Origin of the sequence: Shinella fusca, from assembly GCF_014203155.1 — a bacterium.
Taxonomy (GTDB): domain Bacteria; phylum Pseudomonadota; class Alphaproteobacteria; order Rhizobiales; family Rhizobiaceae; genus Shinella; species Shinella fusca.
The window spans coordinates 1-26,064 of the sequence record NZ_JACHIK010000003.1 but is presented as its reverse complement, the minus strand read 5'-3'; the positions used below and the strand labels follow the sequence as shown (position 1 = coordinate 26,064).

Annotated in this window: 21 protein-coding genes; 9 read left to right on the top strand and 12 right to left on the bottom strand. The window is 67.6% G+C overall.

Going from position 1 to position 26,064, the window contains the following annotated elements; genetic code table 11:
• Positions 1 to 20: 20 nt before the first annotated feature.
• Complete coding sequence (dksA, locus tag HNQ66_RS04625; RefSeq protein WP_184141385.1) at positions 21 to 440, bottom strand: RNA polymerase-binding protein DksA; 420 nt, start codon at positions 438 to 440, stop codon at positions 21 to 23.
• A 399-nt stretch (positions 441 to 839) separates the two neighbouring features.
• Between dksA and HNQ66_RS04620 the strand changes: the two genes are divergently transcribed.
• The 4 genes from HNQ66_RS04620 to HNQ66_RS04605 all read left to right on the top strand — a co-directional run bounded on the left by HNQ66_RS04620 (position 840) and on the right by HNQ66_RS04605 (position 4,651).
• Entirely contained in the window at positions 840 to 1,364 is a 525-nt protein-coding gene (locus tag HNQ66_RS04620; protein ID WP_246434212.1) for a SixA phosphatase family protein, read from the top strand.
• 70 nt (positions 1,365 to 1,434) lie between these two features.
• Positions 1,435 to 2,907: a YcjX family protein gene (locus tag HNQ66_RS04615; RefSeq protein WP_184141381.1), complete on the top strand. Its 1,473-nt coding sequence runs from the start codon at positions 1,435 to 1,437 to the stop codon at positions 2,905 to 2,907.
• Positions 2,904 to 3,953: a YcjF family protein gene (locus tag HNQ66_RS04610; protein ID WP_184141379.1), complete on the top strand. Its 1,050-nt coding sequence runs from the start codon at positions 2,904 to 2,906 to the stop codon at positions 3,951 to 3,953. The genes HNQ66_RS04615 and HNQ66_RS04610 overlap by 4 nt, the downstream gene beginning before the upstream one ends.
• A gap of 149 nt (positions 3,954 to 4,102) precedes the next feature.
• On the top strand, positions 4,103 to 4,651 hold the full coding sequence (locus tag HNQ66_RS04605; protein ID WP_184141377.1) for a hypothetical protein: 549 nt from the start codon (positions 4,103 to 4,105) through the stop codon (positions 4,649 to 4,651).
• Here the strand turns inward: HNQ66_RS04605 and folK are convergent.
• The 3 genes from folK to folP are packed head-to-tail and all read right to left on the bottom strand — an operon-like array spanning position 4,644 to position 6,416.
• On the bottom strand, positions 4,644 to 5,162 hold the full coding sequence (gene folK / locus HNQ66_RS04600) for a 2-amino-4-hydroxy-6-hydroxymethyldihydropteridine diphosphokinase (protein WP_184141375.1): 519 nt from the start codon (positions 5,160 to 5,162) through the stop codon (positions 4,644 to 4,646). The genes HNQ66_RS04605 and folK overlap by 8 nt on opposite strands.
• Positions 5,152 to 5,520, bottom strand: coding sequence for a dihydroneopterin aldolase (gene folB, locus HNQ66_RS04595; protein ID WP_184141373.1), 369 nt, complete (start codon positions 5,518 to 5,520; stop codon positions 5,152 to 5,154). Before folB ends, folK begins: the two co-directional genes overlap by 11 nt.
• 23 nt (positions 5,521 to 5,543) lie before the next feature.
• Positions 5,544 to 6,416, bottom strand: coding sequence for a dihydropteroate synthase (gene folP / locus HNQ66_RS04590; RefSeq protein WP_184141371.1), 873 nt, complete (start codon positions 6,414 to 6,416; stop codon positions 5,544 to 5,546).
• 133 nt (positions 6,417 to 6,549) lie between these two features.
• Here folP and HNQ66_RS04585 point away from each other — a divergent pair, with 133 nt between their 5' ends.
• Positions 6,550 to 7,182 (top strand): DUF922 domain-containing Zn-dependent protease, encoded by a 633-nt coding sequence (locus HNQ66_RS04585; RefSeq protein ID WP_380779856.1) that lies wholly within the window; start codon positions 6,550 to 6,552, stop codon positions 7,180 to 7,182.
• Positions 7,183 to 7,603: 421 nt separating this feature from the next.
• On the opposite strand, the gene HNQ66_RS04580 is transcribed toward HNQ66_RS04585, so the two are convergent.
• Together HNQ66_RS04580 and HNQ66_RS04575 are read right to left on the bottom strand one after the other, a co-directional pair.
• The gene (locus HNQ66_RS04580; protein WP_184141369.1) at positions 7,604 to 7,924 is read right to left on the bottom strand and encodes a 2Fe-2S iron-sulfur cluster-binding protein; all 321 of its coding nucleotides are present in this window, start codon (positions 7,922 to 7,924) and stop codon (positions 7,604 to 7,606) included.
• A 175-nt stretch (positions 7,925 to 8,099) separates the two neighbouring features.
• Positions 8,100 to 8,468: an Hpt domain-containing protein gene (locus HNQ66_RS04575; RefSeq protein WP_184141366.1), complete on the bottom strand. Its 369-nt coding sequence runs from the start codon at positions 8,466 to 8,468 to the stop codon at positions 8,100 to 8,102.
• Between the two features lie 529 nt (positions 8,469 to 8,997).
• Here HNQ66_RS04575 and HNQ66_RS04570 point away from each other — a divergent pair.
• Both HNQ66_RS04570 and HNQ66_RS04565 read left to right on the top strand, forming a co-directional pair.
• Positions 8,998 to 14,682 (top strand): apolipoprotein A-IV repeat region-like domain-containing protein, encoded by a 5,685-nt coding sequence (locus tag HNQ66_RS04570; protein WP_184142203.1) that lies wholly within the window; start codon positions 8,998 to 9,000, stop codon positions 14,680 to 14,682.
• 185 nt (positions 14,683 to 14,867) lie between these two features.
• Positions 14,868 to 15,833 (top strand): Tim44 domain-containing protein, encoded by a 966-nt coding sequence (locus HNQ66_RS04565; RefSeq protein ID WP_184142201.1) that lies wholly within the window; start codon positions 14,868 to 14,870, stop codon positions 15,831 to 15,833.
• A 174-nt stretch (positions 15,834 to 16,007) separates the two neighbouring features.
• Here HNQ66_RS04565 and HNQ66_RS04560 read toward each other — a convergent pair whose 3' ends face one another.
• The 4 genes from HNQ66_RS04560 to HNQ66_RS04545 form a co-directional block, all read right to left on the bottom strand.
• Positions 16,008 to 16,625: an ABC-type transport auxiliary lipoprotein family protein gene (locus HNQ66_RS04560; protein ID WP_184141365.1), complete on the bottom strand. Its 618-nt coding sequence runs from the start codon at positions 16,623 to 16,625 to the stop codon at positions 16,008 to 16,010.
• 130 nt (positions 16,626 to 16,755) lie between these two features.
• A complete protein-coding gene (locus HNQ66_RS04555) occupies positions 16,756 to 18,126 on the bottom strand; it encodes an MlaD family protein (RefSeq protein ID WP_184141363.1) in 1,371 nt (456 codons plus the stop codon).
• A 52-nt stretch (positions 18,127 to 18,178) separates the two neighbouring features.
• Positions 18,179 to 18,964: an ABC transporter ATP-binding protein gene (locus HNQ66_RS04550; protein ID WP_184141361.1), complete on the bottom strand. Its 786-nt coding sequence runs from the start codon at positions 18,962 to 18,964 to the stop codon at positions 18,179 to 18,181.
• Positions 18,965 to 18,972: 8 nt separating this feature from the next.
• Positions 18,973 to 20,160 carry an ABC transporter permease gene (locus HNQ66_RS04545; protein WP_184141359.1) on the bottom strand — a complete coding sequence of 396 codons (1,188 nt, stop codon included), beginning with the start codon at positions 20,158 to 20,160 and terminating at the stop codon, positions 18,973 to 18,975.
• 98 nt (positions 20,161 to 20,258) lie between these two features.
• Here HNQ66_RS04545 and dgcA point away from each other — a divergent pair, with 98 nt between their 5' ends.
• Entirely contained in the window at positions 20,259 to 21,242 is a 984-nt protein-coding gene (dgcA, locus tag HNQ66_RS04540) for an N-acetyl-D-Glu racemase DgcA (protein WP_184141357.1), read from the top strand.
• On the opposite strand, the gene HNQ66_RS04535 is transcribed toward dgcA, so the two are convergent.
• Positions 21,212 to 22,435: an MFS transporter gene (locus HNQ66_RS04535; protein WP_184141355.1), complete on the bottom strand. Its 1,224-nt coding sequence runs from the start codon at positions 22,433 to 22,435 to the stop codon at positions 21,212 to 21,214. The two genes, dgcA and HNQ66_RS04535, sit on opposite strands and share 31 nt — an antisense overlap.
• 88 nt (positions 22,436 to 22,523) lie before the next feature.
• On the bottom strand, positions 22,524 to 23,354 hold the full coding sequence (locus HNQ66_RS04530) for a UDP-2,3-diacylglucosamine diphosphatase (protein WP_184141353.1): 831 nt from the start codon (positions 23,352 to 23,354) through the stop codon (positions 22,524 to 22,526).
• 233 nt (positions 23,355 to 23,587) lie between these two features.
• Here HNQ66_RS04530 and HNQ66_RS04525 point away from each other — a divergent pair, with 233 nt between their 5' ends.
• On the top strand, positions 23,588 to 25,903 hold the full coding sequence (locus HNQ66_RS04525; protein ID WP_184141352.1) for an NADP-dependent malic enzyme: 2,316 nt from the start codon (positions 23,588 to 23,590) through the stop codon (positions 25,901 to 25,903).
• Positions 25,904 to 26,064: the final 161 nt, after the last annotated feature.

The window sequence follows — 26,064 nt, the reverse complement described above, 5'->3', positions numbered from 1 at the left end:
CTCGGGCCCGCGGGACGCGCCTATTCGTCGCGATACACCTTCTCCCTGCGTTCATGGCGCTCCTGCGCCTCGATCGAGAGCGTGGCGATCGGGCGGGCGTCGAGACGCTTGAGGCCGATCGGTTCGCCCGTTTCCTCGCAATAGCCGTAGGTGCCTTCGTCGAGACGCTGCAGTGCCGCATCGATCTTGGAGATCAGCTTGCGCTGGCGATCGCGTGCCCGAAGTTCGATGGCCCGGTCGGTTTCCGAGGATGCCCGGTCCGCGAGGTCCGGGTGGTTGGCGCTTTCTTCCGCCAGATGATCGAGGGTTTCGCGCGCTTCGCGCAGAATATCGTTTTTCCAGGCGTTCAGCTTCGCTCGAAAGTAAGCCCGCTGGTTTGCGTTCATGAATTCCTCGTCCTCGTCGAGGACGAAATTGCTAAGATCGATCTTCTCACTCAACGCGATTCTCCTGAAGAACATCTCAAGGCGCGCTGTATATCCCTACGGGTTTCCTGATTCAAGCCTGCCGGGAATTACCCACGGTTTTCGCGCCTGCCTTGATCTGCGGTCCTTGCCCGACGAATATTTCATCAAGATTACAACGGGATGGCAAAACCCGCCGATGGAAGGGCGAAACCATTTGCCCTTTCCCGCAAGACGGAGGTCGCGACCGGACTGCCTTTCCGGCCCCGTTCCGCCGCCATACGGGCAGGAACGCGCATCCTTCCCATAGATAGTGCGCGTTTTGCTTTCGCGAAGCTGTCGTCCGTTCAAAAGCGGTTGATCTTTCCGGCGCGGGAAGACATGAAATCGGAAAGCGCCGCCGATCACCGGCCGCGGTCGGATGGAGGACACGACTTGGCATCTCTCGGCACGCCGGCTTTCCGGCTCTATATCCTCCGCCACGCCCGCGCCGCCTGGACGCAGCCCGGCCAGTCGGATTTCGACCGCGCGCTCGACGACGAGGGCTTCGCGGAGGCCGAGGTGATCGCCGAGGAAGCGGCAGACCAGGGCTACCGCCCGGACGTCATCTTCTCCTCCACCGCCGTGCGCTGCCACCAGACGGCGGAACCCTTCCACCGCACGATGAGCGAGGAGCTCCCCATCGCCTATGTGGATTCGCTCTATTCCGGCACGGTCGACACCTATGCGGAGCTCGCCTTCGCCGAGCGGCAGGAAAAGGCCGTGATGATCGTCGGGCACAATCCGATGATCGAGGAGTTCTTCTTCCGCCTCGTCGGCAAGGCGATGGCCGAGACGGCCACCCCCTTCGGCTATCCGACCGCGGGCCTTGCCATCGTCGATTTCGACAAACGCCCGACGGAGGCGGACTACAGCGGCGCCTGCCTTGCAGGCTTCATGGCGCCGAACCGGGTCACCTGAACGAAACGGCGGCGCCTCTTTTTTCGCCGGACCGCGCTTCCTATATCGCCTTCGATGCTGGAAAGAGACCGTGCCGCCTAGCCTGACCACCCTCACAGACGACGCCCTGCTGGCGCTCGATACGCTCGCCGGGCGCGCCGCCGGCCTCGTCAACCCGTCGATCCGCCTCGGCGTGACGGGCCTTTCGCGCGCCGGCAAGACGGTCTTCATCTCCTCCCTCGTGCACAATCTCCTCAACGGCGGGCGCCTGCCGCTGCTCGAAGCGGTGCGCTCGGGCCGCGTCTCGAAGATCAGGCTGGAGCCGCAGCCGGACGATGCCGTGCCGCGCTTCCAGTACGAGGACCATATCCGCGCCCTCGTCGCCGACCGGCTCTGGCCGGATTCGACCCGCGCCATCTCGCAGCTGCGCATCACGCTCGACTACGAAAGCGCCTCCGGCTGGAACCGGATGTTCTCGCCGGGGCGCCTTTCCATCGATATCGTCGACTATCCCGGCGAATGGCTGCTCGACCTGCCGCTGCTCGGGCAGGATTTCCGCACCTTCAGCGAAAATACCGTGGCGCTCGCCGGCTCCGGCATCCGCGCCGAGCTTGCCCGCGACTGGCTCGCCCTTTCCGCCACCGTCGATCCCGCCGCCGCGGCCGAGGAGGCGACGGCGCGTTCCCTTGCGGAGAGCTTCACCGCCTACCTGAAGGCCTGCAAATCCGACGAACGCTCGCTCTCCACCCTGCCGCCCGGCCGCTTCCTGATGCCCGGCGACCTCGAAGGCTCGCCCGCCCTCACCTTCGCACCGCTGCCGGGCCTGCCGGAGGGAAAACCGGCCCGGGGCTCGCTGCACGCGATGATGGAGCGCCGCTACGAGGCCTACAAGACCCATGTCGTTCGCCCCTTCTTCCGCGAGCATTTCGCCCGCCTCGACCGGCAGATCGTGCTGATCGACGCGCTCCAGGCGATCAACCGCGGCGCGGAGGCCGTGCACGACCTAGAACGCGCGCTCGGCGACGTGCTCGACTGCTTCCGCGCCGGCACCAACGGCTTCCTCTCCTCGCTCGTCACGAGGCGCATCGACCGCATCGTGATCGCCGCCACCAAGGCCGACCACCTGCACCACGAGAGCCATCCGCGGCTGGAGGCCGTCACGCGCCGGCTCGTCGAGCGGGCCATCGAGCGCATCGGCATGAGCGGGGCGGGCATCGAGGTGATGGCGCTCGCCTCCGTGCGCGCCACCCGCGAGGCGACCGTCAAGCACGACGGCGAGAACCTGCCGGTCATCGTCGGAACGCCGATGGCGGGCGAGACGATCGACGGCGAGACCTTCGACGGCGAGAGGAAAACCGCCATATTTCCCGGGGACTTGCCGAAGAATCCGGACTCGCTTTTTCAGGAACTTGAATCGCATTCCGAAGGCGATCCGCCGCTCCTCAACTTCGTGCGCTTCCGCCCGCCGCATATCGAGGAGACCGGCGGCGGCCTGAAACTGTCGGTGCCGCACATCCGCCTCGACCGCGCGCTGCAATATCTCATCGGAGACCGGCTCGCATGACCGACCGTCCGCGCAGGCCCGCCGCCTTCTCGCTCTCCCCCGACGCACCGGAAAAAGAGCCCCGCCGCCCCGCCGCCTTCGAGGATGCGGTGACGCTGACGCCGGATGCGGAGGACCCGTTCATCGAGACGACCGCCGGCCTGCCGGACCTCGTGCCGCCGGTGGCGACGCCCCGCCCGCGCCGCCTGACGCTCGGGCGAATCGCGACAGGCGCGCTCGGCCTCCTCGTCTCGCTCGCCGTCGGCCTGTGGGTGGACGCGCTGATCCGCGACCTCTTCAGCCGCAACGACTGGCTCGGCTATCTGGCGCTGGCGGCCGCGGCCGTCGCGGTGCTGGCGCTCCTCGGCCTCGTCGTGCGCGAACTTTCCGGCCTTCGCGGCCTTGCCGCTGTGCAGGACCTCAAGCGCGATATCGCGGACGCGGCGGCCTCGCCCTCGCCGGCCGTCGGCCGGGCCATCGTCGCCCGCCTCGTCCACCTCCTCGCCGCCCGCCCGCAGACGGCGCGCGGCCGGGCGCGGCTCGCCGAGACGGAGGGCGAGATCATCGACGCCGCCCAGCTCGTCGACCTTGCCGAACGCGAGCTCATGGCCCCGCTCGACCGCGAGGCCCGCGCCCTCATCCTCGGCGCGGCCAAGCGCGTCTCCATCGTCACGGCGGTTAGCCCGCGCGCGCTCGTCGACCTCGGCTACGTGATCTTCGAGAGCAGCCGGCTGGTGCGCGCCATGGCCGAGCTTTACGGCGGGCATCCAGGCAAGATCGGCATGCTGCGGCTGATGCGCGACGTCATCGCCCATCTTGCCGTCACCGGGTCGATCGCCATGGGAGACAGCCTCGTGCAGCAGGTGCTCGGCCACGGGCTTGCCTCAAAGCTCTCCGCGCGGCTCGGCGAAGGCGTCATCAACGGGCTGATGACGGCGCGGATCGGCATCGCCGCCATGGACCTCTGCCGCCCGATGCCCTTCCGAGCGCTGAAACGGCCGGGCATCGGCGATTTCATCGGCGACCTTGCACCGGGTTCGGCGGCCGGCCGGCGCGACGAAGCGTGACCTCACGGCAACACCCCGGTTTTCCGGGCGTGAGCCGATATCAAATCCTGCGGGCCGGGCATGGCGGGAAACTGTCCATTAACCATTTTCGCGCAAACCTTCTCGCCAGAAAAGCAGGCCAGATGGCCATCGCCCGTCAAGGATCGTTCATGTATTCGCGCACTTCTTTGATCGCCCGCGCTTCCGCAGCGGCCATCCTCGCAGCCACCACCTTCGCCCTTCCGGCCGCCGCAGGCTCGCGCGACAAGGCCTTCTTCGATCAGGTCGCCGGCAACTGGCAGGGCAGCGGCGAGATCGTCGCCGGCAAGTACAAGGGCACCAAGTTCAACTGCAACCTGACGGGCGATCCGGCAGCCGCCAGGGATGCCGGCATCCAGCTCGACGGCTTCTGCCGCGTCGGCGTCTTTAAGCAGCCGATGTCCGCGCTGATCACCCGCTCGGGCGGCACCTACAAGGGCAAGTTCCTCGACGGGGCGGCCGGCAAGGGCCTCGACATCACCTCCGGCCAGGTCGCCGGCAACAAGGTCGTCGTCGGCATCAACCGCCAGAAGCTCAACGGCGCGATGATCGCTCGCCTCGAAAGCGAGAACAAGATGAACATCACCATCTCGGTGAAAGTCGAAAGCCGGATGATCCCGGTCATCGGCCTGTCGCTCGACCGCAATCTCGACGACATCGCGGTCGGTTCGATCAAGTAACCCGCCACCACTCCGGGCCGGCGCTCGCCGGCTCGATCCCCGCCACATCCGCCTCCTTCAGCCAGTCCGCCACCGCGCCCCCCTCGACCTCCATCGCGGGCGCGATGTCGGCGAGCGGCATCAGCACGAAGCCGCGGCCGGTCATGCGCGGATGCGGCAGCTCCAGCCGGCCGCCGGCCTGCGCCACGCCCTCATAGGTCAGCACGTCGATGTCGATGGTGCGCGGTCCCCAGCGCTCCTTGCGTTCGCGCTTCATGTCGCGCTCGATGCCGAGGCAGGTGTCGAGCAGCGCCTCGGGGGAAAGCGTCGTCTCCACCAGCGCGCAGGCGTTGAAGAACCAGTCCTGGTCGGTCTTGCCCCAGGGCGGCGTGCGATAGAGCCGCGAGACGGCGGCGATGCGGCAATCCGCCCGCCCGTCGAGCGCCTGCAGGGCATCGGCCATGGCGCGGACGGGATCGCCGATATTGCCGCCGAGGCCGAGCGCGGCCCGGCGGAACACCTCAGACGGCATGGTCGACCGTTACCTGCACATAATCGAGCACGCCCGGAACCGGCGCGCTCGGCTTGCGAACCGTAATCCGTGCGCGAAAAATCTGCGGGAAGCGGGCGCAGAGCGCGACGGCGATCTCCTGCGCCACCGCCTCGATGAGGTAGCGGCGCCGGCCGAGCACGATCTTCTCGATCTCCTTGAAGGCGACGCCGTAGTCGACTGTCGATTCGATATCGTCGTCGGAAAGCGGGCGCTCCGGGCGCACGTCGAGTTCCGCATCGACGAAGAAGCGCTGGCCGAGGAATTCCTCGGCGTCGTGCAGCCCGTGGCGGGCGAAGAAGGCGCAGTTCTTGAGCGTGATCGTATAGGTGCTGGTCATGGTTCGTCCTGTCTGGCCCGCCGTCAGGCGTGCGTCTCGCGCGCCTTCACCTTGCGCCCTGACGCCAGCATAGCATCCGCCATGGCAAGCGCATCCCTGTTGATTGCGACATCGTGCACCCTGAACACCGCCGCGCCGGCAACGCGAAGCAGCGCCGTCGTCGCGGCCGTACCCACGTCGCGCGCATCCGCATCGCGCCCGGTGACGGCCCCGACGAAGCGCTTGCGCGAGGTACCGGCGAGAAGCGGCAGCCCGAAGCCGAAGAGCTCGCCGAAACGCGCCATCAGCTCCAGATTCTCGTCCGTGTCCTTGGCGAAGCCGAAGCCGGGATCGAGCACCATGGCCTCTCGCGAAACGCCCGCCTCGCGGGCGATCTCCAGCGAGCGGCCGAGGAAGAGATACTGGTCCTCCACCACGTCGGGCAGCTTCCGGCGGTCGCGGCCGGTATGCATGATGCAGAGCCCCGCGCCGGTCTCGGCGGCGACGCGCGCGATGCCGGGCTCGCGCTGGAGACCGTGCACGTCGTTGACGATATGCGCGCCGGCGGCAACGGCAAGCCGCGCGGTCTCGGCGCGGTAGGTGTCGACGGAGATGATGGCGTCCGTCGTGCCGGCCAGCGCCTCGATAACGGGAAGGATGCGGTCCTGCTCCTCCGCGGCTGCCACGGGCGCGGCGTCCGGCCGGGTCGATTCCCCGCCGATATCGACGATGGCGGCGCCCTCTTCCAGACAGAGGATCGCCTGCGCGACCGCCCGGTCGGCACTATCGAACCGGCCGCCGTCGGAAAAGGAATCGGGCGTGACGTTGACGATGGCCATCAGGAGGCCGCGCGGGCCGAGCTCCAGATGCCGGCCATGGGCGAGCCTCCAGTCAAAGGGATCGAACGGCGAGAACATGACGGTTTCCTTCGGCGGTTAACCAGCACCCGGCAAAGGGTGTTGCGCTCGCCGAGCCTATGCCCCAAGGTTGGCGGAAGTTCAACCGGCCTCCTCGCCGGCCCACCGCCGCAAGGACCCGGCGGCAAAAGGAATGCAGACCCGTATGAAGACCGTCGCCCGCCTGATGGCGCTTGGTGCCCTGGGTGCCCTCGCCTGCCTCGCTTTCCAGTCCGCCCGCGCGGAGACGATCACCTCCAAGTCCTTCGCCTATTTCTCCGTCGGCGGGCACACGGCTGCCGAGCTCGACGAGGAACTGGGCAAGCGCGGCCCGGTGATGATGCACAACGGCTCGCGCCATCCCGGCGCCACCAAGATCAAGTGGGGCGGCTCGGTCACCTATGTGAAGCGCGGCAACCGCTGCGCCGTGGGCGACGCGAAGGTCACGCTCTCGACCAAGATCATCCTGCCGCGCTGGAAGAACCGCAAGCGCGCAACGCCCTCGCTCGCCCTGATCTGGGACACGCTTTCCGCCGATATCAAGCGCCACGAGGAACGCCACGCCGAAATCGCGCGCAACCACGCCCGCGAGCTGGAGCGCACCTTGAAGCGCTTGCCGCCGGAGGCCGACTGCGAGCGCATGCAGGCCCGCGTCGACCGCGCGACCGCCGACGCCGTATCGAAGCACGACGCCGACCAGGCCCGCTTCGACAAGGTGGAATCGAAGAACTTCAACGATCGCATGATGCGGCTCCTCACCCACCGCCTCAAGAGCAAGCTGCAGTAAGGCCGCGCGGCCGCGCATGTATTTCTTGAAATCCCCTTAATGCAGATGGACCGGATCGGGCGCGATGCGGGAGCGCATGCGTGAAATGACTGGTGAATTCTAGCGATAGCGCAATTCCGCAAATCACCGTATTTTCATTTCAACACTGAACGGGAAGATGTTCGTTCCTTCCCGAAGTCGCAGTAATGGTTTGCAACAGGTTCTCCTGGCGCGTCCCAATAGAAGCAGCAGGTGTCTCCTCCCTCTCCTGCCGCGATGCGCCCTCCTGGCCTCGCTCGTCCTGACCGACCGGCGAGGCTCTTTTTTTGTCCATCTATTCTTCGGGAAAGACTTCCAGCGCGCCGTTCTGTTCTTCCGGCGCACGGACGGGACCGCCGCCTTGGCGGCGACCGCCGGTCACGTCACGAAAGGCTGGACGATGTCAGGCCTGGCGTTCCGGCACATGCACGACGAGGCCGTCCAGCGCATCCGACATCTTGATCTGACAGGAGAGCCGCGAGGTGGGGCGCACGTCGTAGGCGAAGTCCAGCATGTCCTCCTCCATCGCCTCCGGCGGGCCGACGACCGCGCTCCAGGCGTCGTCGACATAGACGTGACAGGTCGCGCAGGCGCAGGCCCCGCCGCATTCGGCCTCGATGCCGGGCACCGAGTTGCGCACGGCGTTTTCCATGACCGTGGTGCCGTTTGCCACATCGAGGTCGTTGCGCGTGCCGTCGAAGGCGACGATGGTGAGTTTGCTCATGATGGCTTCCGGATCCTAGAGGCTGCCCGTGCGGGCGTAGACTGACCGGCGGGGGCGTGGCCGGCCGCCGGTTTTCCGGCGGTTGTTTCCAACAAAACCCCTCCCCAGTCAACATCGCGCGCCCGCCCGGCCCTTGCAGGCCCGGGCGCGCCGCCGGCTTTTCCCGGCGCGACGGTCAGCGGCAGAGCTTGAGGATGAAGTTTTCCGCCTCGACCACGCTGGCCGCGACGCCCGCAAGCGCGGCGGCGTCCGCGGGCTTGTCTTCCAGCCTGCCGGCGGCCGCGGCGATGGCATCGGCGCCGACCGCCCGGGCCGAGCCCTTGAGGCGGTGCGCGACGGCCGCGCGGGCCGCGCCTTCCGTGCCCGCCAGTTCCTTCATGCTCTCGCGGGCCTGGCGCGCGAACATCTGCAGCACCTCCAGCTCCAGCGCCTTGTCGCCCATCGTCTGGCGGGCAAGATGGTCGAAATCGATCGGCCGGCCGGCGGAAAGACCGGCCCCGCTTGCATTGTCCGGCGCCTCGAAGGCGATGTTGAGCGCTGCCATTTGCCAATAATCCTTGTCGTTGCGAAGACCGCTTGTTTCGTTGTGACGCAGGCCGGCCCCGCGCGAGGCATGCGGCGGGCGTGCCGTGCCTTCGGTTGCGGGGTGGGCCATTGTGCGTGGCCGGCGCGCCTATCCGCTTAAAAGACGGCGCAAAATGGGCATGAATCGCAAACTATGGTTAACGGCTGAAAAATTGCCATTTTCGCAAGCATTCCATCGCGATACGGAATCGCCGGATTTTAACTTCCTGTTAAGTTTCGGGCGAAGGGAGATGGCAATGAATTGTGTGATACAGGCTAATGTGTCACTACGATACGACCGGGTAGTCCCGGTGGATAAACCGTGCGCGGAGATACACCGTTTCACCGTTTCGGTTTATCGAGCGAATTTGGAATGAACGGCGGTCCGGACGCTGCTTGCCATGAGGGTTTGCAGCAAGACCGGCCGCCAACCGGACGGTTCCAATGCGGCTGAGCAGCGGCGGCGCGCAGGAAGACCGTTCCCGGACATGGTAACGAGGCGTATCCGCATGGCGACGAACAAGCCCACCGAGTCGATCGACGACAAGGCCTTCCAGGCCCTTGAAGAAGCATTGAAGATCGATTTCGACGATCTGGCGCCCGACACACCCGTCAAGGACACGCCCGCGAAGAACAGCGCTTCGGAGGCCCGCGTGTCTGAACCTGCAAGCCGTTCCAACAAGACGCAGGAAAAGCCGGCCTCCGGCGAGACCCCGCGCACCCTCGCCCCCGAACCGGCCCCGAAGGCGCCCGCCTTCACGCCGGCCAACGACGGCTCGCGCAAGGCGCCGGCGGCAATCCTCAAGTCGCTCGACATGCGCTCCTCGCGCGGTCCGGTCCGCATGGCGATCCTCGCCTCGGTCTTGTGGATCGTCGGCGGCCTCGGCGTCGCCAACCTCCTCTATGCCCCGCAGATCTGGCAGATCCGCTCGGTCGCCGATCTCCTCGCCCTTCCCGGCGCCATCGGCATGGTCGTCGCCATCGTCATGCCGATCATGCTGTTCTTCGCCTTCGCGATCATGATCGCCCGTGCGCACGAACTGCGCAGCGCCGCCCGCTCCATGGCAGAAGTCGCCCTTCGCCTCTCCGAGCCGGAGACCGTCGCCACCGACCGCATCATGTCCGTCGGCCAGGCCGTGCGCCGCGAAGTTTCCGCCATGAACGAAGGCATCGAGCGCACCATCGCCCGCGCGACGGAGCTCGAAACCCTCGTCCATTCGGAAGTCAACGCACTCGAGCGCAGCTATTCCGACAATGAAATGCGCGTGCGCACGCTGGTGCAGGAACTGGGCACCGAGCGCGAGGCCATCGTCAGCCATGCCGAGCGCATCCGCTCCTCCATTTCCGGCGCCCACGAGCAGCTCAAGGACGAGCTGGCGAGCGCCGGCGAGAGCATCACGGCGCGCCTTGCGACCTCGGGCGAGGCCTTCGCCTCCATGCTCGACACCCGCGCCGCCATGCTGATGGAAAAGTCCGACAGCGCGACGCAGACCATCGGCGCCATGCTTTCGGCCCGCACCGACAGCCTGCTGTCGACCCTCAGCTCCTCGGGCGTGGCGCTCGCCAACGAGTTCGACACCCGGCTCGAACATCTGACGCAGAGCCTCGATTCGCGCGGCCGCGACCTGCTCCAGCAGTTCGAGACGCGCGCCACCTCGCTCGACATCAACACCGAAAAGCTGAACGCCGCCCTCAACGAGCGCGCAAAGCAGCTCAACGAGACGCTGATCGCCCGCACCCGCGAGATCAGCGAGAGCCTGTCCATCGGCCAGCACGCCGTCACCAGCGGCCTCGACCATGTGCTCCAGTCGATGAACGCCGCCCTCGACGAAAAGGGTGCGCAGTTCCGCCAGAGCCTCAAGAACGCCGCCGACGACACGGTCATGGACCTCGACCTGCGCTCCGGCTTCTTCGACGAACGCCTGCAGACGACCATCGGCCAGATCGCCGGCGCCTTCGACCAGCGCGTCGAGGAATTCGCCAATGCCTTCGACCAGCGCGCCGGCTCGCTCGATTCCAAGCTGATGGAGAGCCTTGCCCGGATCAACGAGACGGTCGCCAGCGGCCGCGAGGCGATCGACGGCATCCTCACCACCAGCATCGACCGCCTCGGCAGCACGCTGACTGACCAGTCCTTCGCGCTGGCGACGACGCTCGCCACCAGCCAGGAAGTGCTGGAAAGCGCGGTATCCGGCCATGCCGACGCCATCACCAACGCCGTCGGCGGCGCGCATGAGCGCATGGGCGCGGTCCTTTCGGAAAAATCCGCCGCCCTGCTCGGGGGCCTTGCCGAGGTGCAGGACCGCATCGAGAACGGCTTCGGCGCCCGCGCGGATGCGCTCGCCGAAAGCATCTCCGGCAGCGAGCGCCGCCTGGTGGATGCGCTCGACAGCCGCGGCACGGCGATCGCCACCGACATCCAGGCCGCCCAGGCCCGCATGGAAGAAGCGCTCGGCGCCCGCGCCGACGAGATCACCTCGACCATCGCCGCCAGCCACAACCGCCTCGACAGCGCGCTCACCGAGCGCACCGCCGCCCTCTCGTCCATGCTGAACGACACCGGCAGCCAGCTCGAACAGTCGGTCGGCTCGGCCGCAAGCCGCGTCGAGACCGCGCTGACCGGCGCCGCCCGCCAGATCGACGAGGTCATCACCGGCCGCACGGCGAACCTTGCCTCCGTGCTCTCCAACAGCGCCGGCGCCATGCAGTCGGCCATCGACACGGCCGCCGACCGCGTGGAAAGCGTGCTCACCGAAGGCAGCCGCGAGCTCGGCGGCGTCCTGCACGGCCAGGCCGCCGAATTCGCAGAGGCCTTCTCCGGCCGCGCCGCCGAGATCGCGGAAGCCCTTTCGGGCCGCGCTTCCGAGCTTGCCGGCTCGCTCGTCTCAACCCACGAGCAGATCCGCGCCACGCTCGACGACCGCATCAACGCCATCAACGTGGCGATTGCCGAAGGCCGCAGCCAGATCACCGAGACGCTGAACGACCAGGCGACCTCCATCGGCACGTCGATCGCCACCAGCGCCGGCATGCTGGAAATGTCGCTGGAGCAGCACGAGGAGAACCTGCGCCGCACCATCGACGGCAGCGCCGCCCTGCTCGACCAGCGCGTGCGCGAAAGCGCCGGCGCCGTTGCCGAACGCCTCGGCGAGACCTCCACCAAGATCGCCGAGGCCGCCGACGCCTTCAGCGCCCGCATGGAGCAGACGGTCGACAGCGTGGCGAACCGCTTCGACACGACCGGCAGCCGGCTCGAGGAAAACCTCGGCAAGCTGGAGGCCCGCATCGAGCACAGCGTCGAGAATGTCTCCGGCATCGTCGACACGGCCGCCTCGCGCATTTCCGATACGCTTGCCGAGCGTCTCGCCGATCTCGACCGGGTCGGCGGCGACGTGTCGCTGCGCGTCTCCGACGCCCTCTCCCGCCCGATCGCCGAAGTCGACCGTATCGGCGACGAGACGACGGCGCGCATCGCCGCCGCGCTTGCCGGCCGCGTGGGCGACATCGAGCGCGTCAGCACGGATGCCGCAAGCCGCATCGAAGGCGCGCTTTCCGGCCGCCTCGGCGAAATCCAGCGCGTGACGGGGGAAGCCGCGGAACGCATCGAAGGCACGCTCACCGAGCGGGCCGGCGAGATCGAACGCATCGCCGGCGCGGCTGCGGCCCGCATCGACGGCACGCTCGCCAGCCGCGTCGGCGACATCGAGCGCGTCTCCGGCGAGGCCGCAGAGCGCATCGCCGCCACCATCGACGAGAAGACCGGCCGTATCGAGGAACGCCTCGGCACGATGGACAAGGCCCTCACCATCGGCCTCGACAGCGTCAACCGCACCATCGACGGCAAGGCCGCCGGCCTCGCCCTGACCCTGCGCGAAGCCGTTTCGCAGGCCGCGCAGGACATGGATGCCGAAGCGATCCGCTCGGCCCAGTCGCTCGCCAAGACCGGCGAGGAATTCGCCAGCCTCTCCTCCTCGCTGCGTGGCGCGGTCTCGCGCGCGGCGCAGGACATGGGCGTGGAAGCCCAGCGCGTCGCGGAGACCATCGCCAAGACCGGCGAAGAGTTCGCCGAGAACCTTTCGTCCCGCAACGAGGCCTTCACCCGCGCCATCGAGGAAACCACCACTTCCGCCGTCGCCCGCTTTGCGGAAACGGAAGGCCGGCTGGCAAACCACGCCCAGTCGCTGCGCTCCGGCCTCGGCGATGTCGAGAAGGCGCTGGAAACGCGTGGCGCCTCCATCCGCTCGACGCTCGACGAGCGCACGCGCGAGCTCAATTCCATGCTGGCAAGCCGCACGGAAGAACTCTCGCGCCTCATCAACGAGGAAGCCCGCCCGGTCATCGACGACTATGCCGCCGTCGGCCGCGAAGCCGCCGAGCGCATCAGCGGTGTCGCCCGCGAGAGCGCGGACCGGCTGCGAAACGAGAACGCCGCGCTCATCAACGCGATCTCCGCCCGCACGGCCGACACGCTCGCCGCCATTACCAGCCGCACGGAAGAAGCCGCCGGCGCCATGCGCGCCATCGAAAGCGGCCTCCAGGCGAATGTCGAAAGCCTGATCGAGCGCCTTTCGGAAAGCAACGGCGCCATCGCCGGCATCGTCGACGCCGCCAGCCAGACGCTCGGCGCCATCGACGGCCGCCTGACCAACACCGCCGAGCGCTTCACCAACTCGGCCGAGCGCGCCTCCGACATGGTCGCAACCACCTCGCGCCTGCTCGAAGGCAAGGTCGACCGCCTCTCCGACATCTCCGCCGGCACGCTCTCGCAGATCGGCGGCATCGTCGGGCGCTTCGAGGATCACTCGAAGATCCTGTCGCAGGCCTCCGACTTGCTCGCGGCCGCCCAGTCCAACCTCGTCTCGACGCTCGAGGAGCGCCAGGACGCGCTGCGTTCGCTCTCCATCGGCCTCGTCCAGCGGTCGGAAGAGATCGAGAAGACGATGCAGTCGCTCGAAGGCATGGTGGAAGGCGCCTTCAGCCGCGCCGAGGAACGCTCGAACCAGATCGCCGGCAACCTGCGCGGCGGCATCCAGAGCTCGTTCGCCGAAGTCGGCCGCATCCTCGGCGAGACCGAAAAGCGCGCCGAGGCCGCCGCCAGCACATTGCGGGATTCGCTGGTCAAGGCCGGCGAGGAAGCGGGCCAGTCCGTCGAGGGCGCCTTCGTGCGCGCCGAGGAGCGGACGAAGGAAGTGGCGAACCGCCTGCGCGGCAGCGTCGGCGCCTCGCTGTCGGATGTCGACCGCCTGCTCGGCGAATCCGGCAAGAAGGCCGAGACCGCCACGGCCGTCATGCGCGACGCGATGCGCGAGGCCGTGGAAGAAGCCATCGGCAAGTTCTCCGGCGCCACCGAGGAAATCCGCCGCGCGGCGAGCGAGATCCGCAAGGAACTCGACCAGACCCGCGGCGAACTCAAGCGCGGCGCCTTCGACCTGCCGGAGGAAGCCAAGGAGAACGCGGCCCAGATGCGCCGCGCCGTCTCCGAGCAGATCAAGGCCCTGCAGGACCTTTCCGATATCATCGGCAAGTCGTCCTCGGCGCTGGAAGTCTCGCGGCCGGCCGTTCACGCGGCTGCCGCCGTCCAGCAGCCGGTGCAGCAGCAGCCCCGCGTCGAGCAGCGCCGCGAGGAGCAGCCGGCCCTGCGCGGCAGCCTCGGCATCGAGCGTGCGGCAACGGCCACCGGGCCGCAGCGCGCGCAGCCCCTGCCCGCCGAGGCCGACGCCAAGACGGCCGGCGAAGGCGGCTGGATGCGCGATCTCCTGCGCGGCGCCGTCTCGCGCGAGGAAGCCCAGTTCGGCCAGCCGCGCGGCGAAGCCCAGGCGGCCCGCCCCACGGACGCCCGCAACCCGCGCCACGTCGTCGAATCGCTGAACTCGCTGTCGGTCGACATCGCCCGCGCCATCGACCACGACGCCTCGGTCGACCTGTGGCGCCGCTACCAGCGCGGCGAGCGCGACGTCTTCACGCGCCGCCTCTACACGCTGAAGGGCCAGCAGACCTTCGACGAGATCAAGCGCAAGTACGAGCGCGAGCCGGAGTTCCGCACCGCGGTCGACCGCTACATCTCGGATTTCGAGAAGCTGCTCGCCGACGTCGCCCGCAACGACCGCGACAAGGTGATGACACAGACCTACCTCACCTCCGACACGGGCAAGGTCTACACCATGCTCGCCCACGCCGCCGGCCGCTTCAACTGAGCAGGCCCGCCCCCGAGACAAAGACGGCCGCCCTCGAGGCGGCCGTTCTGTTTTTCGCCCTCCGCATCTCTACCACCGCCCTCTCTGCCGTCTTTCGCGTATGCGAAACCTTAAAATTCCCATCCCCGCCCTCTATATGCCTTTCGACACGCCCGCGGGGCGGCAGAGAAAGAGAGACAGGCATGATGGGAAGACATGGTTTCAGGCGCGTGATGGCGGTGCTGGCGATAGCGCTGATGACGGTGGCGACGACGGTGGATGTCGCCGATGCCCGCCGCGCCGGCGGCGGTTTCGGCAGCCGCGGCAGCCGCACCTTCTCCATGCCGTCCACGACGCGCACGGCACCGACGGAGGCCCTGCCCATCGACCGCACGATGACGCGCCAGCAGTCCGCGCAGCCCTCGGCCGGCCGCAACACGCCCTTCGGCAGCGGGCGGCCGGGCCTTTTCGGCGGCTTCGGCGGCTCGCTCCTCGGCGGGCTGATGTTCGGCGGCCTCTTCGGTATGCTGCTCGGCCATGGCTTCGGCGGCGGTGTGGGCTTCCTCGGGCTCATCCTGCAGGTGGCGATCATCGCCGGCCTCTTCGTCTTCCTGCGCCGTCTCTTCGCCCAGCGGAGCGCGCCGGCCTATGCCGGAAGCAACGCCCGCAGCCCCTACCAGAACGGCAGCTCCGATTTCGAGATCCCGCGCATCGGTGGCGGCCAGCGGCAGGCGGCATCGCAGTCGCAGTCGGGCGACGAGATCGGCATCAAGCAGGCAGACCTCGACCGGTTCGAAAGCTTGCTGAAGGAATTGCAGGCCGCCTATGCGGCGGAGGATTTCCGCACGCTGCGCCAGATCACCACACCGGAGGCGATGTCCTACCTTGCCGAGGAGATCGGCGACAACGCCACCAGGGGCCTGCGCAACGAGGTGCGTGATATCCATCTCGTACAGGGCGACGTCGCGGAAGCCTGGCGGGAGGGCGCGGACGACTACGCCACCGTCGCCATGCGCTACGAGAGCATCGACGTGATGCGCGAGCGTGACAGCGGCCGCGTCGTCTCGGGCGATCCGGACAGGCTCACGGAAGCAGTCGAAATCTGGACCTTCGTGCGCCAGGGCGGCGGCGACTGGAAGGTTTCGGCCATCCAGGGCGTGCGCGGAGAATAGCCCCTCATCCGCCTGCCGGCACCTTCTCCCCGCAAGCGGGGAGAAGGAGGCAAGATGCAAAGCCCTGCTCTAAATCGACATCGATTTTTGGGGAAACCATTATGGCATACTCCCTTCGCCCCGCTTGCGGGGAGAAGGTCGCGGCAGCGGGATGAGGGGCAGTCTTCGAACCCGTCAGATCGACTTCAGCGTCCAGCCGACGATATCGGCGGTGACGGTCGCGAAGGCCGCATCCAGCCCCTTCACGAAGGCGACGCTGCCGGTGCCGTGGACCGGCACGGCGGCGCGGAAGACCTTTTGCGCCCGCACGGTGCCGTTGCGGTCGTTGAGCAGCTTGGCGGACATCTCCACCACGGCCGTGTCGGCGCCCGAGGTCTGCACCTCGAAGGCGCGGATATCCGTCACGATCTGATAGTCGATCGCCAGTCCCTGGCCCGGCATGCCGACGCCGCCGACGCGGCCGGTATTCTCGAAGGCCTGCACCAGCTTGGCCTGCACCATCTTGGAGAGGCTGTCGCTCCATTGCGACTTGGCGAGATACTGGATTTCCGAGGGCGACGGGCGGATGACGATCTGGTCGCCGTCGAGCGCCTTGAGCGCCGAGGGCTGGGGCACGAGGATCTGCCGGTTCCTCGCCGAAGGTCCCTCGACGGCGGGAACGGCGGAGAGGTTGAACGTGTCGTTCTTCGCCGGCGCGCTGCCGCAGGCCGCAAGGGTCGTCGCCAGAACGGCGATGAGGGCGGCACGCGCCGCCGTCCCGTTCCGCAACAACTCCAAACCCGTTACCGTCATGTCATCCCTCGAACCCTGAGGCCACTTGTGTAGCAGCGGCACGCCAGCCTGTCACCGCTCACCGGGCGGACAAATGCGCGTGCGTCGGCGGCCTCTTTCCCGTTGTGGGGATAGCGCCACACTTTGCGGCTCAGCGCCGGGTGCGCCCGTCGTACTGCTTGACCGTCTCGCCGCCGAAGAGCAGGCGCTGCGGGTTGCGCTCGAAGCCGGAAATGGCGCTGTCGAGGTTCTGGATGGTGCGGCGCGTGTCGAGCACCAGCGCCTCGACGTCGCGAAGGCCCGAGCCCGAGAAGCGCTGCAGGCCGTCGGCGATGGGGCCGATGCGCCCGTTCAGCGTGTCGGCCGCCTGCTTGATGGACTGCAGCGTCGCCTTGGCCTCGGCGAAGAGCGATTCGGAATCGCCCTCGCCCAGGAAGCCGTCGAGCTTGGCGAGCACGCCGTCGACGCGCGAGGAGGCCGCGTTCAGCTTGTTTGCCATCTGCTTGGCGTCGGTGATGATCTGGTCGATATCCTCCCGACGCTCGCCGATGCTGTTGGCGACGCCCGTGACGGAGGCGATGGCCTTGCGCGCATCGGCGGTGGCGACGGAGATGTTGTCGATGGCGCCGCTGACCTTCTGCTGGTCGACGGCGGCCACGAGGCCGTCCACCTTGTCGAGCGTCGCCGTCGCACGCTCGCCGAAGGCCTTGAAGGTCTCGGCGGTCTTGCGGAAGCCCTCCATGGTGGTCTTCACGTCGCCGGACGCGGCGGCGATGTCCTTGCTGACCTTGTCGACATTGCCGACGAAATCATCGACCTTCTCCGGATCGACCGCCTTGACGAGCGAATCGACCGAGGCGAGCACCGTGTCGAGCCGGCCGGAAAGGTTCTTGAACGTGTCGGAAAGCCCGCCGACGCTCTGCAGGAACTGGTCGATATTCTCGCCGTTGCGGGCGAGCGAGCCGGAGAACTGCTCGGCGTTCCTGATCGTCGTGGTCAGCGGCCCGCGCGCGTCGGCGACGAAGCCCTGGATATCGGTGATCGCCGCATCGGCCCGCTTGAGGATCTTGTCGGCGGTGGACAGGATGTTCGTCACGCTCGACTGCTCGGCGTCGAGCACGGCCGCCGTGTCGGTGTCGAAGGCCTGGCGCAGGATGTTCGGATCGTCCGCCTTGCCGCCGGAAAGCTCGACATAGGCCGCGCCCGTGAGGCCCTGCACTTCCAGCACGGCGGAGGTGGATTTCTTGACCGGCGCGCTGGTGGAGACCTCCGTCATGGCGATGGAGAAGCGCGGGTCGTCCTTGTCGATGGCAAGGCTGCGCACGGAGCCGACCGGGATGCCGTTGAAGCGCACCGGCGAGCCGACGGAAAGGCCGTTGGCCGAGCCCGGGATGCGGATGGCGAGTTGCGCCATCTCCCCGCCCCGCCCGTACTGCGACATCCAGTAGACGAAGAAGAAGGCGGCCGCGATGACCAGCACGGTGAAGAAGCCGACGAGGGCGTAGTTGGCTTTCGTTTCCATATCGGTACTCGCAGCTCCATTCGCCGGGGCCGAACGGGTCCCGGCTCGTCCTTCACGTCTTTCGCACGATCGATCGCGCGCGCTTGCCCTGGAAATAGGACTGCACCCACGGATCGTCGAAGGCCAGCATGTCCTCGATCGTGCCTTCGACCAGAACCTTCTTCTGCCCGAGCACGGCGATGCGGTCGCACACCGAAAACAGGCTGTCGAGGTCGTGAGTCACCATATACACGGTGAGGCCGAGGGTGTCGCGCAGTTTGGCGATCAGCTCGTCGAATTCGGCAGCGCCGATCGGGTCGAGGCCGGAGGTCGGCTCGTCGAGGAAGACCAGCGCCGGGTCGAGCGCCAGCGCCCGGGCAAGCGCCGCGCGCTTGATCATGCCGCCGGAAAGCTCGGAGGGGAACTTGTCCGCGGCCTCCGGCGCAAGGCCCACCAGCTCGATCTTCAGCCGCGCGAGGTCATCCATCATCGCCTGCGGCAGGTCGAGATATTCGCGCATCGGCACCTGGATATTCTCCTTCACCGTCAGCGAGGAGAAGAGCGCGCCCTGCTGGAAGAGCACGCCGAGCTTCATGTCCAGCGCCATGCGCTCGGCATCGCTCGCCTTGTCGAAATCCGTGCCGAAGATGCGGATCGTGCCGGAGCGGCGCGGCAGGAGGCGCAGCACCGTGCGCATCAGCACGGACTTGCCCGTGCCCGAGGCGCCGACGAAGCCGAGGATCTCGCCACGGTAGATATCGAGGTTGAGCCTGTCGAGGACGATATGGCTGCCGAAGCCCACCGTCAGGTCCTTGACCGACAGCACCACCTCGTCCTGTTTTGCCGAAGCCGGATCCATATGCGTCCCTAGAAATCGATGGCGGCGTAGAACATGGCGAAGAGGCCGTCGACGAGGATGACGACGAAGATCGCCTTCACCACGGCGGCCGTGACGTGGCGGCCGAGCGATTCGGCGCTGCCGCCCACCTTCAGGCCCTCCACGGAGGCGACGATGCCGATGATCAGCGCCATGAACGGCGCCTTGATCATGCCCGAGACCACGGTCGAAAGGTCGATGGCCTCGCGAAGGCGCGACTGGAACGTGTCGAAGGTGATGCCGGAATAGGACCAGGCGACGAAGGCCGCGCCGCCGAGCGCGGCGAAATTGGCGAGGATCGTCAGCAGCGGCAGCGCCACCGTCAGCGCCACGAGGCGCGGGAAGACGAGGACGCCGATGGGGCTGAGGCCCATCACCTTCAGCGCGTCGATCTCCTCGCGCATCTTCATCGAGCCGATCTCGGCGGTGATCGCGCTGCCCGAGCGGCCGGCGATCATGATGGCGGTGAGCAGCACGCCCACCTCGCGAAGCTGGAGGATGCCGACGAGATCGACGACGAAGACCTCCGCCCCGAAATAGCGGAGCTGGAAGGCGCCCTGCTGGGCGATGATCGCCCCGATGAGGAAGGACATCAGCAGGATGATCGGCACGGCGCGCACCCCCATATGGTCGATCTGGTGCACGATGGCGGCAGGGGAAACGCCGCTCCTGCGGCCGAGCTTCAGCTGCGCACCGCGCACCGCCGAGCCGAGGATGAACATGGCCGCGACCGCGTCGTTCCACACGTCGACCATGATGCGGCCGACCGGCGTGAAGAGGCGCTCGAAGAGCGTGCCGCGCTTCGCCTTGTCCCTGTTGGGTTCGGCAAGCTCGGCCGGCAGCGCGCCGACGAGGTCGGCATAGCGTGCGCCCTGGCGGTCGGTGACGTTCACCTCGGCCCCGCCGGCCTGCCGCTCGGTGATGGCGCGGCGCAGGAGCCAGGCGCCGGACGTGTCCATCTCGCTGACGCCAGCAAGATCGATCTCGAGCGGGCCCTTGCCCTTGTTGCCCTTCGCCATGTCCGCGAGGCGCTTGGCGGCGGCGACGGCGGTCGTGTTGATCCAGGGGCCGGAGAGACGCCAGATCTCCCCGTCCCTGTCCGGCAGGCTCTCGCTCGTGATCTCGGGTGAGGCGGCGGCGGTCAAGTCTCTTGCATCTTCCCGTGCTTGGGACAACATGCGCCTGTCTTACCGGCTCGCCGGCCGTCTGTCACCGAACGAACCGGCAAAAGCTCCCTTCCCGCCTCGATTTTTTTGAGGTCCGTCAGGATGATCCCATGCGCCGAAGCCTTCTCGCCATCCCGGAAACCTTCCCGATCGCCGGGACCTTCACCATTTCGCGCGGGGCCAAGACGAAGGCCGAGGTGGTGACCTGCACCATCGGCGCCTCCGGCGTCGTCGGCCGCGGCGAATGCGTGCCCTATGCCCGCTACGGCGAATCGGTCGAGGGCGTGCTCGCCTCCATCGAGGCGATGCGCGGCGCGATCGAGGACGGCGTCGGCCGGGAGGACCTTCTCGACCTCATGCCGGCGGGCGCCGCACGCAACGCCGTCGACTGCGCGCTCTGGGACCTCGAGGCCAAGCTGTCGGGCGTGCCGACCTGGCAGGTGCTCGGCTCCGCGGCGCCGCACAAGCTCGTCACCGCCTATACGCTCTCGCTCGGCGAGCCGGAGGCGATGGAGCGGCAGGCCGCCAGGGAGGCATGGCGTCCGCTCCTGAAGATCAAGGTCGGCACGCCGGACGATGCTGCGCGCCTCAGGGCCGTGCGCGCCGGGGCGCCGCAAAGCGCGATCATCGTCGATGCCAACGAGGGCTGGCGGCCGGAAAACCTCGCCCGTCATTTCGCGCTGTGCGCGGAGACGCGCGTCGCCCTCGTCGAGCAGCCGCTTCCGGCCGGCGATGACGCGGCGCTGCGCGGGCATGCGCGCCCGGTCCCGGTCTGCGCCGACGAGAGCGTGCACCGTACGGAGGACGTGGCGGGCCTTGCCGACCGCTACGACGCGATCAACATCAAGCTCGATAAGGCCGGCGGACTGACGGAGGCGCTGGCGCTGCGCGCGGCGGCGCGCGCGCACGGCCTCAAGGTGATGGTCGGCTGCATGGTCGGCACCTCGCTCGGCATGGCGCCGGCCGTGCTTTTGGCGCAGGACGCCGATTTCGTCGACCTCGACGGCCCGCTGCTGCTCGCGGAGGACAGAGTGCCGGGCCTCCACTATGACGGCTCCGACGTCTATCCGCCGGAAGCCGCCCTCTGGGGCTGATCGCCGGCCGCAAGCGCGGCAACGCGCCCGGCGACGACGAAGGCGAGCCCCACCGCGGCAATCGCCGACATCAGGTAGAAGCCGTGCACGCCGTACCAGTTGTAGGCATAGCCCGAGACGAAGGTGGCGAGCGCCATGAAGATGCCTGTGTAGAAGAAATAGAGGCCCTGCGCGGCCGCCTCCTGCTCTTCCGCCACCCGCTCCACGAGACGGCTCTGCACGCTCGCATGGAGGATCGCGAAGGTGAAGGCGTGCGCGCATTGCAGCGCGAAATAACCGGCAAAACCCATGTCGAGCGGGAAGACGAGCCAGCGGCCCACCGCCATCATCGCGCCGAAGATCATCATCGACCACAGGCTGAAACGGCGACGCAGGCGCACCGCGAAGAGGAAGAGGATCACCTCGGCCAGGACCCCGACGCTCCACAGGATGCCGATATCCGTGCCGCTGAAGCCGAGCTTGCGCCAGTAGATCACCGAGAAGGCGTAGAGCATGGCATGGCTGGCATTGACCAGCGAGACGCCGATCAGCATCAGCTGCACGTCGCGCTGGCGGAGCGTGCCGCCCGCCGGCACCGAGGCGATGGCGGCAATCGGCGACGGCCGGCGCGGCTTGCCGATCTTCGGCACGATCAGCGCGCCGAAGACCGTCAGCACGAAGGCGGCGGCCATCGCCGGAAGCACCATTCCCCCGCCGTAGAGCCCGGCGAGCCAGCCGCCGGCCATGGTGGCGAAGATGAAGGCGAGCGAGCCCCACAGCCGCATCCGCGCATAGTCGAAATTCCAGCGCCTGACGCCGGAAAGCGCGATGGCGTCGGTGATCGGCACATAGGGCGAATAGACCGCGCCCTGCAGGGTGTAGAGGAGAAGGACCGGCCAGAAGCCGCCCGCCGCAAACAGCGCAAGCGCGGTGGAGAGCGACAGCACGCCCGACCACAACAGCACGATGGAGCGCTCGCCCAGCCGGTCGGCGATGACGCCGGCGACCGGCGCGGTGAAGACGCGGATGAAGAGCGGCACCGCCAGCACGATGCCGATCTCGAAATCGTTCATCGAGAGCGTTTCGAGCCAGACCGGAAAATACGGCAGCGCGATGCCGTTGACCATCATCGGCGCGCAGAAGACGAGCGCGATGCGCACGGCGAAGAACGGCGGCGCGCCGGCGGTCGGGGAAAACCCGGAAGGGGACGTCATTGGCGGGGAACCTGCGTTGGAACGCTGCCGGCTCTAGCACGCCGGCCCATGCCCGCCAATCCGCTATTTCTACCAAGCCCGCCCGGCGCTACGCGGCCTCGGGCGCGGCCAGCGCCGGCATGTCGCGTAAGACCGGCACCACCTCGGCGGGCCGGCTTGCCACCTTCTGCCAGGTGATCAGCTCCATCCTGCCGTCATGGTGCTCGGCGATGGCCGTGCAGCTTTCCACCCAGTCGCCGCTGTTGATGTAGCGGATGCCGTCGATCTCGGTGATGACGGCATGGTGGATATGGCCGCAGATGACGCCGTCGGCATCGTTGCGCCGCGCCTCCTCGACCACCACCTTCTGGAACTCGCCGATGAAGTTCACCGCCGTCTTCACCTGCTGCTTGGCCCAGGAGGAGAAGGACCAGTACGGCAGGCCGAGCCGGCGGCGGACGGCGGCGAAGACGACGTTGATCGCGATCGCCGCGTCATAGGCCCAGTCGCCGAGATAGGCGACGACGCGGGCATGGCGCACCACCACGTCGAACTCGTCGCCGTGCAGCACGAGATAACGCCGCCCGTCGGCCGCCTCGTGGATGATGCGGTCGGCGACCTCCACCCCGCCGAAATGCGTGCCGGGGAAATCGCGCAGGAACTCGTCGTGGTTGCCGGGAATGTAGATGATGCGGGTGCCCTTGCGGGCCTTGCGCAGGAACTTCTGCGTCACGTCGTTGAAGGCCTGCGGCCAGTACCAGTTGCGCTTCAGCCGCCAGCCGTCGACGATATCGCCGACGAGCACGATGGTCTCGGCCTCGTGGTGGCGCAGGAAATCGATCAGGAAGTCCGCCTTGGCCGCTTTCGAGCCGAGATGCAGGTCCGAGATGAAGAGCGTGCGGAAGTGGCGGACGTCGGGATTGGCGGGGGTCGCGGTCATGCATCTGTCTCCGGGTGGCCGGCCGCCGCGATCGTCGTCCGAAGGGGCGCCTTTCATCCCGTTGAAAACCAGACTCCTGTTTCAGATTGATGACACACCTATGCAATTTCGATCGACAAATAGCCATTGCACGGGGCGCCGATTGCGGCTTTATGGAAGACTCGTAAAACTTCACGTCGCGGCGTTTCCATGTCCGGAAAGGTCGCAGGAAAAACGATACAGGGCAGGACGACATGAGCACGGGTGACAAATCGAGGACGCAGAACGGCCCAGCGAGCGGCGACATCGACCAGCAGGCCCTCTTCTTCCACCGTCACCCCCGCCCGGGCAAGCTGGAGATCACGCCCACCAAGCCGCTCGGCAACCAGCGGGACCTGGCGCTCGCCTATTCGCCGGGCGTCGCCGCGCCCTGCCTTGCCATCCGCGACGATCCGGATACCGCCGCCGACTACACGGCCCGCTCCAACCTCGTCGCCGTCGTCTCCAACGGCACGGCCGTGCTCGGCCTCGGCAATATCGGCCCGCTCGCCTCCAAGCCCGTGATGGAGGGCAAGGCCGTCCTCTTCAAGAAATTCGCCGGCGTCGACGTCTTCGACATCGAGATCGACGCGCCGACCGTCGACAAGATGGTCGAGGTCATCTCCGCGCTGGAGCCGACCTTCGGCGGCATCAACCTCGAGGACATCAAGGCGCCGGAATGCTTCGAGGTGGAGCGCCAGCTTCGCGAGAAGATGGACATTCCCGTCTTCCACGACGACCAGCACGGCACCGCCATCATCGTCGCCGCCGCGGTGCTGAACGGGCTGGAGCTCGCCGGCAAGTCGCTGCACGAGGCCAAGATCGTCGCCTCTGGCGCCGGCGCGGCGGCGCTCGCCTGCCTCAACCAGCTCGTCGCCCTCGGCGCGAAGGTGGAGAACATCTGGGTCCACGACATCGAGGGCCTCGTCTACAAGGGCCGCGAGGCGCTGATGGACCAGTGGAAGGCCGTCTACGCGCAGGAGACCGACAAGCGCGCCCTTTCCGAAAGCATCGACGGGGCGGACGTCTTCCTCGGCCTTTCGGCCGCCGGCGTGCTGAAGCAGGAACTCCTCCAGCGCATGGCCGAAAAGCCGCTCATCATGGCGCTCGCCAACCCGACGCCGGAAATCATGCCGGAGGAGGCGCGCGCCGCCCGCCCCGACGCGATGATCTGCACCGGCCGCTCGGACTTCCCCAACCAGGTCAACAACGTCATCTGCTTCCCCTACATCTTCCGCGGCGCGCTCGATTGCGGCGCGCGCACGATCAACGAGGAGATGAAGATGGCGGCGGTGCGCGCCATCGCCGCGCTCGCCCGCGAGGAAGTGTCGGACGTCGCCGCCCGCGCCTATTCCGGCGACACGCCGAGCTTCGGCCCGAACTATCTCATCCCCTCGCCCTTCGACCCGCGGCTCATCCTGCGCATCGCGCCGGCCGTGGCGCGCGCGGCCGCCGAGACCGGCGTCGCCTCCCGCCCGATCAGCGATTTCGACGCCTATCTCGACCAGCTCAACCGCTTCGTCTGGCGCTCCGGCTTCATCATGAAACCGATCTTCGCCGCGGCGAAGAAGGCCGAGAAGAAGCGCGTGATCTTCGCCGAGGGCGAGGACGAGCGCGTGCTGCGCGCCGCCCAGGTGCTGCTGGAGGAGGAGATCGCCCGGCCGATCCTCATCGGCCGCCCGCATATCATCGAAACGCGCCTCAAGCGCTACGGCCTGCGCATCCGCCCGCACACCGACTTCGAGGTGGTGAACCCCGAGGACGATCCGCGTTACCGCGATTATGTCGACGACTATTTCCGCATCGTCGGCCGCAAGGGCATCACCCCGGAAGCTGCGCGGACGATCGTGCGCACGAACCAGACGGTCATCGGCGCGCTCGCCGTCAAGCGCGGCGAGGCCGATGCGCTGATCTGCGGCGTCGAGGGCCGCTATGCCCGGCACCTGCGCGACGTCAGCCAGATCATCGGCAAGAAGGACGGCGCGCTCGATTTCTCGGCGCTCAGCCTGCTGATCTCCCAGCGCGGCGCCATGTTCCTCACCGACACCTACGTGACCTGCGAGCCGACGGCCGAAGCCGTCGCGCAGATGACGGTGATGGCGGCACACGAAATCCGCCGCTTCGGCATCACGCCGCGCGCCGCCCTCGTCTCGCACTCCAACTTCGGCTCGCGCGATTCGGAAAGCGCCTTCAAGATGCGCCGGGCCATGGAACTCGTGCGCAAGATGGACCCGACGCTGGAGGCGGACGGCGAAATGCACGGCGATGCCGCCATCTCCGAGGCACTGCGCCAGCGCGTCATGCCGGATTCGGCGCTGACGGGCGAAGCCAACCTCCTCGTCTTCCCGAACCTCGACGCCGCCCACATCACGCTCGGCGTGGTGAAGATGACGACGGACAGCCTGCATGTCGGCCCCATCCTCCTCGGCGCCGCCATGCCTGCCCACATCCTCTCGCCGTCGGTCACCTCCCGCGGCGTCGTCAACATGGCCGCCCTTGCCGTGGTGGAAGCCTCCAACCCGTCGTCGTGACGAGCGGGGGATCATCGCCCGATAGCCCGACGACCGCCGAGCAACTTGTAGGTCGCCTTCTCCTCTCCTCCGTCATCCTCGGGCTTGTGTGGATGAGATGTGGTTTACTTGCTTGCATCGGCCGGGATGCGCATCCCGGCCGATGCAGGCAGGTGGCCGTT